The following is a 10842-nucleotide window of genomic DNA, read 5'->3' as shown; positions in this document are numbered from 1 at the left end:
TGGTGCTTGTCCCCGGCCCGGCTGTCGTGCCCCTTGGACTCGCCTTCGCCCTCGTGGTGTCCGGTGCGGTCGGCGGGGTGCGGGTGCCTCAACTCGTGGATGAGGTAGCCCGCTTCGAACGACCGTACCGCCGTGTTCAGAGCCCGGCCCGGCGACCTGCGGACACGCTCGGCCCCGGCGGCCGGCTGTTTGCCCGTACGCTCCAGGCCCTCGCCCGCGAGGCCCTCGACCGCCCTCGGCTCCGGCAGGGCCGCCGCCCGGCCGGGGCCGGGGACAGGCGCGTCGATCCACGCCCGCCCGCTGAACCCCTTGTCCTCCATCGTGACCAGTACTTCCCGGTAGGCCGAGGGATCCAGGCCCGGATAGCGCTGCCGTACGACCTGCTGGTACGTGTGGTCCGTGACGGCGGTGACCAGATCGCGGTCCTCGGCCGCGCGCAGAGCGGCCTTCAGCGGGCCCGAGTTGAGGAACCGGCAGACGTCGATCACCACGCCGCTGGCGAAGCCGGTCTTCGCCACATGCACCGTCCCCTCACCGAGCGAGGCCCGCAGCCGGATCCGGCCGGCGGGACCGCGGTCCCGGTTGTCCACCTCCAGACCGTCGCGCAGACCGGTCAGCAACCGCGGCAGCACCCACGCCTGATCGATACCGGACTGGAGGATCAGCAGCACTCCGTCGCCGCTGTCCTGCCGTGCGAAGTACTCGGTCCCCGCGTTGGTGAAGGCGTGCCGCACCAACCGGTCCAGCCGTTCCTGCTCACGCAACTGCTCCAGATTCAGCCGATTGCCGTATCCCTCGATGTCCACGGCGAACACGACCCGGGTGATACCGGGAGACACCAGCGCCATCACCACTCCTGTCCGACGGCCGGAGCGGCCTGACGACGCCGCCCCGGGTTCAGTCCCGCATGGCACGTTCCAGTTGCGTGCTGTTCACGATCAGGATGCGGCGGTAGCCCGTGTCGACCGCGCCGCTGCGTCTGAGTCCGGTCAGCGCGCGGTGCAGGGCGGGCTCCGAGGCGCCGACGAGCCCGGCCAGCGCCGATTGCGGCAGGGGCATGTCCACCAGCACTCCGCCGCCGACCGGACGGCCGAACTTCTCGGCCAGCTCGATCAGCACCCGGGCCGTCCTGGCCACGACCGGGCTGCCCGAGTGCACCCGTGAGCGATTGGCGTCCCGAAGTTTCGCCGTCACATAGCGGCTGACGGTCAGCCAGTCCTCGGGGTGCCGGCCGAGCAGGGCCAGAAACTCGTCGCCGGAGAGTCTGCGCGCGGTGGTGGTCAGCACCGCCGTCACCGTCGCCGAACGCGGTTTGCCGTCCAGCGCCGCCAGTTCGCCCACCAGATCGCCCGCGACCCGGATCGCCAGCAGCGATTCGCGTCCTCCGGGACTGACACCCACCACCTTCGCGCAGCCGTCGAGCAGGACCAGCACATGCCGGTCCTCGTCCCCCTCGTGCATCAGCGTCCGGCCCGGCGGATACACCGTGAGCGTCCCCAACCGCCCCAGTTCCGCCGTGCCTTCGGAGGACAGATCCGCGAGTAAGGTCCTCCGCGTCGTCACCCGTCCATTGTGGCCGAGATCCGCCGCAATGGGATGCCGTCCCGCCGGATCGGAACGGCCTGCGCACCGGCGCGCGCACCGGCGTACGTGTCAGCCGGTCCACCGGGCCACCCCGACCGCCCGTCCCGTCGGTGCCTCCGATGGTCTTCACTCGTCGCCTCCTGGCCTCTCGTACACCGGTCCGATCCGGTTCAGCAGCAGGTCGTAGCTGCGGCGCACGGTCCGTGCCGCCTCCGCCGTCGCCGCGCCGCGTGCCGCGTCCAGATCGACGCCTGCCCAGTGCCTCTGCTCTCGCAGGGCGGCGCTGACCAGCGACGACGGGCCCGAATCGGCTGGAAGGGCCAGCCGGGCCGCGGGGGAGTCGCCGTACTCCCCTGTGACCCGCAGGACCTGGGACAACTCCTGGGGCGTCAGTACGACCGAGCCGTCGTACACCCGCCGTAGCAGGGCCAGTTCACGGAAGGCGTGCTCCGTCAGACGCAGCCGGGTGATCTGGTCGGCCGCCTCCTCCAGCCGCCAGCGCGTCCACGGCTCCGTGTCCTGACCGGGCAGGTCCGACAGGGCGGGCAGCTCGCTCATCTCCTGTACGGCGGCGTCGAGTTTCACCAGATCGGCGCGGTTGCCGAAGTGCTCGGTGAGCACCCGGCCCAGACGCACCACACCGCTGCGCCTGAGCAGTTCCTCCCGCAGCCCCGCCAGGTCGGTCAGCCCGTCCCGGGCCAGGGCGCAGGCCAGGACCGTGCCGTAGCCCCCGAAGCGGCGCAGCAGTGCCGCCCGCCGCTCGGTGCCCACCGGCAGATCGGCGTAGTCGCGCGAGGCGAAGTACGGCCCTCGTCTGACACGTGCTTCCAGCAGGGACGGCGAGATCCGCGAGAGCTCGACCAGATCCGCCACGTCCCGCTCGGTGCAGGCGGCGGCGCCGGTGGCGAGCAGACCGGCCACCGGCACCAGCTCGAACAGGATCCGGCGTCCGCCCGACGCCGTCATCAGCCGGTCGGCGACACGCCCGCCCTCCGCGACGGGATCGGGACAGGCCGGCCAGTAGTACTCGATCTTGGTGAGCGCGCCCACCGAGGTCATCGGCTCGACCGCGCGCAGGCCCGCCCCGGTGACCTCCTCCAGAAGCCGCTCCTCCGACTCGGCCAGTCCCGAGGCGAACACCATCACCAGGGCGTCCGCCCGGCTCGCGTGCTCCACCGTGGCGGTGTGCACATCCTGTCCCGTACGGCCGAGGAAGCGCAGCGTACGGGCCGACTCCTCGCCGAAGTACGAGTCCAGGCCCGGGGTGTCCACCAGATCGAACCGGGCGAGCCGCCGGTTGGGGATCCCCAGATCGAGCCAGTCCACGGCGCGCAGCTCGGCCAGCCGCTCCGGGTCGTGACGGGCCTGGGCGACCAGCCGCCCCAGCTCGTCCGGTGCCCGCTGCCCGCTGGGACGGCCGTCCCGGTAGTGCACGGTCAACGACTCCCGCTCGGCATGGCGCAGCCGGGTGACATTGAACGTCAGCTCCGTCACTCCGGTCGGTGAACGCTCCTCCCCGAGCAGCGCGTTGACCAGTGTGGACTTGCCCGCGCTGACCCGGCCCACCACGGCGACCCGCAGCCGGGCCCGGAACCTCTCACGGATCTCGGTCAGCCGGACCCTGGCCCGGTGGAACTCCGGGCCGGGCAGCAGCGTCTCTCCTCGGGCGAACGCCGCCTCGGCCCGGTCCCGCAGCGTCAGCCGTACGCCGTCCTCCCCTGACGTCGGCCGTACATGACGTCCCGTCAGCATCAGCCGTACCTCGCGTTCTCGCCCGGAACGGCCGTGGCGTCCCCGCCGGGGACCGCCGTGCCCGGCTCACCGGAGTGCCGCGGCGGCACATACAGCAGGTCAGCCTCCTCGGTGAGAGCCGCGATCCGCAGGCGCAGCCCGTCGAGGAGGGCCCGCTCTCCGTCCAGTTCGGCACGGCGCGCGAGTGCCTCGCGCGCCGTGGCCTCCCGGGCGCTGTCCAGCCGGACCAGCGCCCGCGCGGCCGTCTCGCGTTCCTGTGCGATCCGGCTGTCCAGCTCGGCGACGACGGCCCGGCTCCACTCCTGGATCACCTCGGCGGTGCCGTTGTCGAGATGCCGCTCCTGCTCCTTGCGCAGGGGCGCCAGAGCGCGCCGCAGGGCGTCACGCTTCCCGGTGAGCTGCTCCTTCTCCAGCGTCTTCGTCGCGTTGACATAGCCCGCTCTCGTACCCAGCAGCCCGCCCAGCGCCGAGCCGATGTAGGCGCCCCACTGCGCGCCAGTGGCGGTACCGAGCCCCGGCATCAGCAGGGTGCCGACCAGGGCCCCGATCGTGGCGCCTCCCGCCGCGCCCGCCGAACTTCCGGCGGCCAGGCCGACACTGGAGCCCATCAGCTTGCGCCGTTCCGCGTCCTCCTTCTGCTGTGTCCCGGCCACCGGCGGCAGCGCGGGAACGGGCGGATCGGGCAGCCGGCCGATCCGTGCGGGCGTCAGGCTCAGACCGTTGTACGTCGAGAACTCCCGCACCACCCTGGCCGCCTCGCGGGCCGCCAGTTCATTGGCGGTACCGAGGAGCTGGGCGACCTGCGCGGTCACCTCGGACAGCAGCCGGTCCGGGTTGTCGAGATAGACCTCCTGGTAGAGATGTTCGGCACCGACCTGCGCCCATACCTCGGCCAGTCCGTTGCGCGCCTCCCGCCTCAGCCTGGTCTCGACACCGCTCAGCGCCGCCCTCAGATCGGCGCGCCAGCGCGATCCGCCGTCGTCCAGCTCCTCCAGCCGGCGCTGCTGCTCGGTGAACTCCTCGGTGAGCCGGTGCAGTTCCTCCTCGCGCCGGTCGCCGAGCGCCGCCGCCTCCGCCTCGACCGGGCGCAGCAGCGAGAGCGCGCACGATTCGAGACCGGTGAGGGCACCGCCGAGCAGCACCTTGGCCCGACGGCGGGAGAGAGCCGCCCACACCGTGTTCTCCAGCGCGGTGAAGTTGCTGAGCTCCAGATCCTCCGGATCGCCCGAGACGAGATGGTCGAGCCGGGCCCGGCTGGAGACGGGCAGGAGCGTCAGCTCATCGGGAGGGAGCCCGGTGGCCTCGGCGAGTTTGCCCACCGTGTTGCGCAGCAGCTCGGTGTGGTCGGCCACCGCGTCGATCTTGGTGAGGACGAAGATCTGTCCGTCGACGTCGTCCGTGGTGCGGGCGGCCTTCATGGCCCGGCGCAGAAAGGCCAGTTCGCTGTCGGTCAGCGGTTTCACCACATCGGTGACGAACACCAGGGCGTCGGCGCTGGGCAGGAACGCGGCGGTGGCGGCGGTGTGGTCCTGGTGCACACCGCCGATACCGGGCGTGTCCACCAGGGTCAGCCCACTGGTCAGGCGTGTGTTGGGCGTACGGATCTGTACGGTCAGGGCCCGCCGGGCATTGGCGGTGTTGCCGCTCTCCGTCACATACCCGGCGATCTCGCTCCGGTCGATCTCCCGCTCGACGACCTCGCCGCTGTCGTCCTCAAGGGTCACCGTGATCCGCTCGACCGGTCCGTACGAGACGGTCGTGACGACATTGGTGGTGTAGGAGGTCTCCACGGGAAACAGCGGCGGTTCCTCCTCCAACAGGGCGTTGAGCAGGCTGGACTTGCCCCGGTTGAACTCACCGCACACCACGGCGGTCAGCCGTCCCCCGTCCAGCCGCTCCCGCGCGGTGTCCAGGCGGGCGAGCGCCTCTTCGCCGCCCAGCCGGGCGGTGGCCTCGGTGAGCGGAGGGAACAGGGCGAGCACCTCACCGCGCAGCCGGTCGAAGGCGGCGGCGTGGTGCCCGGTGGCGGCCCGGTGTCCCGGGGCCGGGTCACCTCCCGCGGCGGCGCTGTCTCCTACGGCCGGACCGCCTGCCGTGGCCCCGTGGGTCCCGTCCCCGGCGGGCCCGTCCGGGACGGCCCGGTCCGGGGCGCTCCCGTCCGGAGCGGTCTCGGCGGTCTCGTCCAGGGCGACGGAGAGCATCCGCCCCCAGTTCTCGTCGTCGATCGGTGACGCGGCCGTCTCGCGCAGCAACTCGCGCAGGCGGTGCAGGGCCTCCTCCGAGACGGCCTCGTCCGGGTCCACGTCGGGGAGGGCCGACATGTCGAGCCAGCGTCCACCGTCCATTACTTCTCTCCTGGATCGTCGTTGGGGCGGAGCAGGTCGGCCAGTGCCTGCCGTGCGCGCGAGATCCGGCTCTTGACGGTGTTGATCGGTATGCCGAGGATTCCGGCGATCTCGCTGTACTCGCATCCGCAACAGTCCCGCAGGACCACGGCCACCCGGAAGTCCGGCGGAAGCAGGGCGAGGGCCCGCCGGACCGAGAGCCCGTCCGTCACCCGGTCCGCCACCGAACTGACCGGCTCCTTCCGCTCGGGGAGCTCGTCCACGGGCAGCGGCCGGGCATTCTGCCGCCCGGCCTCCTTCAGCGCGGCGTTGACCGCGATCCGGTAGAGCCAGGTGGAGAATCTGGCGTCGCTGCGGAAGCCCGGCAGACCGCGCCAGACACCGATCAGAGTCTCCTGCACCGCGTCTCCCGCGTCGTCGGGATCACCGACGATCCGCAGGCATGTGGCATGGATCATCGTGCGGTACCGGCTCATCAGGAGGGTGAACGCCTCCTGGTCACCGCCGGCGGCGCGCCGGGCCAGTTCGGCGTCCGTCGGCTCCTCGGCCAACGGCTCCTCGGACACCCGGCCCTCGGACACCCGGGCTTCGGTCAACTGGGCGGTGACGGGCCCGGCGTACGGCGTGGGCGCGCCCTGCTGGGTGCCGGCGCGCTCCGCCGACGGTCCCGTAACGGGATGTCTGGTCATGATCCCCCCTGAGCCGGTGCCGGCCATCAGGCGATGAGAAGTTCGACCTCGGCCGCGACGCTCGTCAGCTGTTTCTCGATCGACGCGGTGATCTCCCGGGCGAGCCGCCCACTGCCGTCGGACCGGAACTGCGAGGCGAGCTCGCTCGCCAGCGCCGCCTCCTGCACCGCGGCCTGCTCGCGCAGCTTGCGGATCATGGATGCCTCACTGCGGATCTTCCGCGCCGCCATGGGCAGATCCTTGTCCCCGATCTCCTCCATGATCTTGTCCTTCGCCGTGCTCAGTCCTACGAAGATGGCCGCCGCGGCGAACAGGACGGCGAAGGGACCGGTCGCCATGATGATGGCGGAGCCCGCGCCGAAGAGTGCGGTGGCGACCACCCCGGAAATGGCCACATTCACCAGGGTGCTGATGTTGTCGAGCACATCGGTGGCCACGGACGTGCTGACCTGGGCGGTCATCTTCTCTCCGCTCACGGTGACATCGGGAAGCGACAGCGCGGTGGGTTCGAGGTTCCAGCGCCGGCAGATCACGGCGGTGTGCTGGGCCAGTTCGGGACGCAGCTCGGCCATCCAGGCCGTGACGATCCCGTTGAGCACGGCGTTGTCGGTGCTGTCCAGTTCGGCGTTGACCCCGGAGATGATCCGGTTGCGCATCCCGTCGATCGTCACGATGTCGCGCCGGCGCCAGGCCGTGAACGCCGGGATGACATGGTTCTCGGTGAGCCCGGCGGCGACGGCCGCTCCCATGGCCTCGGTGAGCTGCGGGAGACGCTCGTTCACCAGATCGCTGACGGTGTCCGTGGCCAGGAACTCTTCCACGTCCTCCCGGAAGCCGCGCGTGCGCTCGTCCATCCGCCCGGCGAGCGCCAGGCCGCGCGCGATGGCGAATTCGGGTTCCGTGCCCAGCATCACCTGTGCGTCCGGGGCGAGTTCCCGCGCGGTCTCCTGTACGAAGCGCATCCGGGACGGGCCGCCGGTCAGCAGGATCATGTCGACCTCGCCGCCCGTGTGGGCCAGGGCCGCGCCCAGATCACGGCGGTACGCGCTCTGCCAGGACAGACCGCCGAGCGCGGGCTGCGGTGTGGCGAGGATCTGTGCCATGTCGTTCCGGTCGATCCTGATGCGCAGTTCGAGGACGTCCCCGTCCCGGGTGAAGATCTCCTCCGTGGTGCGCACACTGGTGTTCGGGTTGTTCGCGAAGCGCTGGGGATTGATGCTGAAGAACTTCTCCTTGAGCTTGCGGCAGGTGATCTCCAGGACCTGCCGGGCGCTGCGCGAGGTCTGCGCGGCGAGCGCGGTCCGCATCTGCTCGGCGTCGGCCGATCGGCCGATCGCCAGCTCCAGTATCGCCTTGTCGATGAGATGCGCGCCGAGGACGACATTGCCGTGGTCGGCCGGGCGGCCCGTGCCGTGCACGATGGAGGTGTAGTCCGTGGTGGACGAACCGATGTCCACGATGAGTGTCGCGGCGGTGAGCGAGGTGCTGGTGAGCGCTCCCGACTCCGGGACGTCGCCCGCGTCACGCGCGTACAGCAGCGCGGCCCGGGACTCGGGTACGAGACCGACCTCGTCGGGAGCGCAGACACCGGCCAGCAGGTCCCGGTATCCGGCGACCTGTTCGGCGTCCCATCCGGAGGGATGGCCGAAGATCCAGCGGACCCGGCCCGACTCCGTCAGCCGCGACTCTCTGACCTCCTCGACCACGCGGCGTGCGAACAGCTCCAGGGGCCGCCGCACCTCCTCCCGGTCCAGATACGGGCTCTTGAACGCGACGAAGGTCTCGGACACCTCCTCCGATGCCTCGAACGCGGCCTCGCCCATGAGGACCTTGCCGTCGGCCGTGACCGTCACCGACGTCACGAGCTGCTTGCGGTCCCCGCCCAGCTCGACGATCTCCGGCGGTGCGTTGCGGTCGCCGAGCGACGCGCTGTCCCGGCGCGTGCCCGCGTGGACCTTGGTCACGGCGGTGTCGCCGTGACCGAGGTCGAAGCCGATGATCGTGATGTTCGTGTCGTCTGCCATGTCGTCCCCCAACAAGAAGTGTGTGTGGCGCGTGATCAGTCGGTGTGCGCGCTCGGCGCGCCGTCCTTCGTGGTACGGGCCGGCGCCGGCGGCCGTACGCGTCCCCGGCGCAGGGTCCGGCCGTCCTCGGTGAGATCCACGAGGGCGGGGACGAGCGTCATCCCCGGCTCCCCGGGCCGGGCGCCCTCCACGAAGTCGAACAGGCCCGGGTCGCCCTCGGAGCCGGTGCCGGCCGCGTCGTAGCGCACCGCCTGGATGCCCCGGGAGTGCAGCGTCTCCTCCAGATCGGTGATGCGTGCCAGCGCGAAGCCCTCGCGCCCTCGCGCGCCGGCGGCCAGCACGTCGTGCAGCATGTCGATCAGCTCGTCGTCCTCGGTCCACGGCAGGGTCTCGGGCTCGGGCTGCCGGGGAGTCATCGCGACCGCCACCTGGTCGGCGGCCTCCAGGGCGCCCCGTACGCCGTCCAGCACCTTGGCCACCGCCACCTGGGCGGGAGCGGGTGCGGGCGGCACGGCGGTCTCCTTCGGCGCCTGCGGCACGAGAAGGTTGAGCACCTTGGCCACCACGCCGCCGGAGTCCGTCTCGTCGGCGGCTCCCGTCGGCGAACGGTCCGGCACGGGCTCGGGATCGAGCACGGCGTAGAGCGCGAGACAGACCGCGGACTGCACGGCCTCCGCGAAGGGCGCCGCGGCCGGCGCTCCGGACGGCGGTGATCCGCCGGGCGGCACCGTGGCCAGTGCCCGGGCGAGCGCCTTGGCGACCTCGCTCGGGGGCGCGCTCTCGCCCAGGGAGACGCGTAGCCTTTCCAGGGCCGGACCGTACAGGTCGAGGAGGGGTATATGGGTCACAGTGGCCTCGCTATCCGTTGTCGTGCGCTGTCGCTGCCGGTGTCTGTCCCTGTGCCTGTGTGCGTCACGCCGACGGCGCGGTGAGCGTCCACAGCGTGAGCCCCTGGTCCGTGCCCACGGCCAGGGAGTGTCCGTCGGGGGCGAAGGCCAGGGCGCGGACCGCCGCGCCCGTTCCGTACGCGCGTATCTCGCGGCGCCGGCGGGTGTCCCACAGCCGTACCCGCTCGTCCTGGCCGCCCTCGGCCAGCAGGCGTCCGTCGGGGGAGAACGCCAGTACCGGTGCCGACCCGCGCCCGCGGCGGACGAGCACGGCGTCCCCCGCGCCGGTGGCCCTCGCACCACCGGTCACCGCACCGGCGTCCTCCGCGCCCGGCCGTCGGTCCCGGTCCCAGAGCCATACCGCCGCCTCGCGCCCGCTGCGGGAGCGGGCGTCACCACCGGGCCCGGAGGCGGCGAGGCCGCCTCCGGCACCGCCGGCCACCCGTTCGAGCGGAGTGTCCAGCTCGAGGTCGGCGAGTACCGCGCCGTCGCGGACACGCCAGGTGGTGATACGGCCGCGCTCCTGGCGGACCCGGCTGACCGCCGTCAGTTCGCGCCCCGAGGGATCGAAGACGATGTCCCTGATCCGGCCGGGCTCGCGCGACGCCGTCCTGCTCATGGACAGCTGCCATGAACCGGCACCGGCACCGCCGCCGGTCCGGAGGGCGGCCAGCCGGACCGTTCCGTCGTGGTGACCGGCCGCGAGCAGCCGTCCGTGCGGAGCGAAGGCGACGGGACCGTGTCCCGCGTGGTCCTGGGCCGGGGCGCCCAGCGAGGCGAGGGTCCGGGCGTCCGCGACACCGATGGGACTCTCCGGATCCTTCGTCCCATGGACGAGGAGCCGGCCGTCCGCACTGACCGTCAGATGATGTCCCGCGCCCGCGCCCGCGAGCGAACCGACCGGCTGTCCCGACGCGCCGTCCACCGCGCTCACCCAGCCGTCGCCCGCCGCGTACAGCAGCCGTCCGTCCGGGCTCCAGGCCACCGAACGCACCGGAGCCGCCGCGCCCTCGCCGCCGACGGTCCCCGCCTCGTGGACAACACCGGGCGTGGTGAGCAACTCGCCCTCGGAGGGCGGCCGGAGGCAGGTCACCAGCCAGTCCCCGCCCGCGATCCGCTCGCCGGGACCGGCATGGCGGCGCAGGACGCGTCCCGGCCCGGCGGCCGTCAGATCATGGAGCGAGCCGTCCGCCAGCCGTACCCGGGCCAGCGCGGTGCCCTGCGCGTAGGAGTCTCCCGGAGCGCGCAGCCAGCGGGTCAGCCGGGCGGAGCCGCCCGGGATCTCCCATGCCAACGGCTCGACCCCACGGGCCGGCCGCCCCGCCGCCAGCCGTCTGGCCGCGCCGCCGCCCGCCCAGGCCCCGGCCCCGAGCACGACCGCGAGATCCGGGTCGTCCGACCGCACCACCGGCAGCCGCAGCGACGCCTCCACGACCGCCCGGACGGCGGGTATCCGCGAACTGCCGCCGGACAGCAGGACATACGCCACCTCGGCGGAGCCGACGCCGCACTGCCGCATGAGCGCGCGGCAGCAGTCGACGGTGCTCGCGACCGTGCTGTC

8 protein-coding genes are annotated in these 10842 nt (G+C 72.3%); all 8 read right to left on the bottom strand.

The features are described 5' to 3' along the window. Window positions 1-848: hypothetical protein (locus tag BFF77_RS30160; RefSeq protein ID WP_066956326.1), on the bottom strand; the 848-nt coding region annotated here is incomplete at its 3' end. Window positions 849-897: 49 nt separating this feature from the next. Next, complete coding sequence (locus BFF77_RS30155) at window positions 898-1563, bottom strand: Crp/Fnr family transcriptional regulator (protein ID WP_066956322.1); 666 nt, start codon at window positions 1561-1563, stop codon at window positions 898-900. Between the two features lie 147 nt (window positions 1564-1710). Continuing rightward, entirely contained in the window at window positions 1711-3336 is a 1626-nt protein-coding gene (locus BFF77_RS30150; protein WP_066956319.1) for a dynamin family protein, read from the bottom strand. Beyond that, a complete protein-coding gene (locus BFF77_RS30145) occupies window positions 3336-5681 on the bottom strand; it encodes a dynamin family protein (RefSeq protein ID WP_066956316.1) in 2346 nt (781 codons plus the stop codon). The genes BFF77_RS30150 and BFF77_RS30145 overlap by 1 nt, the downstream gene beginning before the upstream one ends. Then, a complete protein-coding gene (locus BFF77_RS30140; protein WP_079125625.1) occupies window positions 5681-6370 on the bottom strand; it encodes an RNA polymerase sigma factor in 690 nt (229 codons plus the stop codon). Before BFF77_RS30140 ends, BFF77_RS30145 begins: the two co-directional genes overlap by 1 nt. Before the next feature lie 26 nt (window positions 6371-6396). Next, a complete protein-coding gene (locus BFF77_RS30135; RefSeq protein ID WP_066956313.1) occupies window positions 6397-8394 on the bottom strand; it encodes an Hsp70 family protein in 1998 nt (665 codons plus the stop codon). 35 nt (window positions 8395-8429) lie between these two features. Next, on the bottom strand, window positions 8430-9242 hold the full coding sequence (locus tag BFF77_RS35355) for a hypothetical protein (protein WP_066956310.1): 813 nt from the start codon (window positions 9240-9242) through the stop codon (window positions 8430-8432). Between the two features lie 64 nt (window positions 9243-9306). Further along, on the bottom strand, window positions 9307-10842 hold a 1536-nt coding region (locus BFF77_RS30125), incomplete at its 5' end, for a WD40 repeat domain-containing protein (protein WP_169922748.1).

This window comes from Streptomyces lushanensis, from assembly GCF_001700515.1.
GTDB classification, from domain to species: Bacteria; Actinomycetota; Actinomycetes; order Streptomycetales; family Streptomycetaceae; genus Streptomyces; species Streptomyces lushanensis.
The sequence above is the reverse complement of the archived record's forward strand: the minus strand, read 5'-3'. Positions and strand labels throughout refer to the sequence as shown.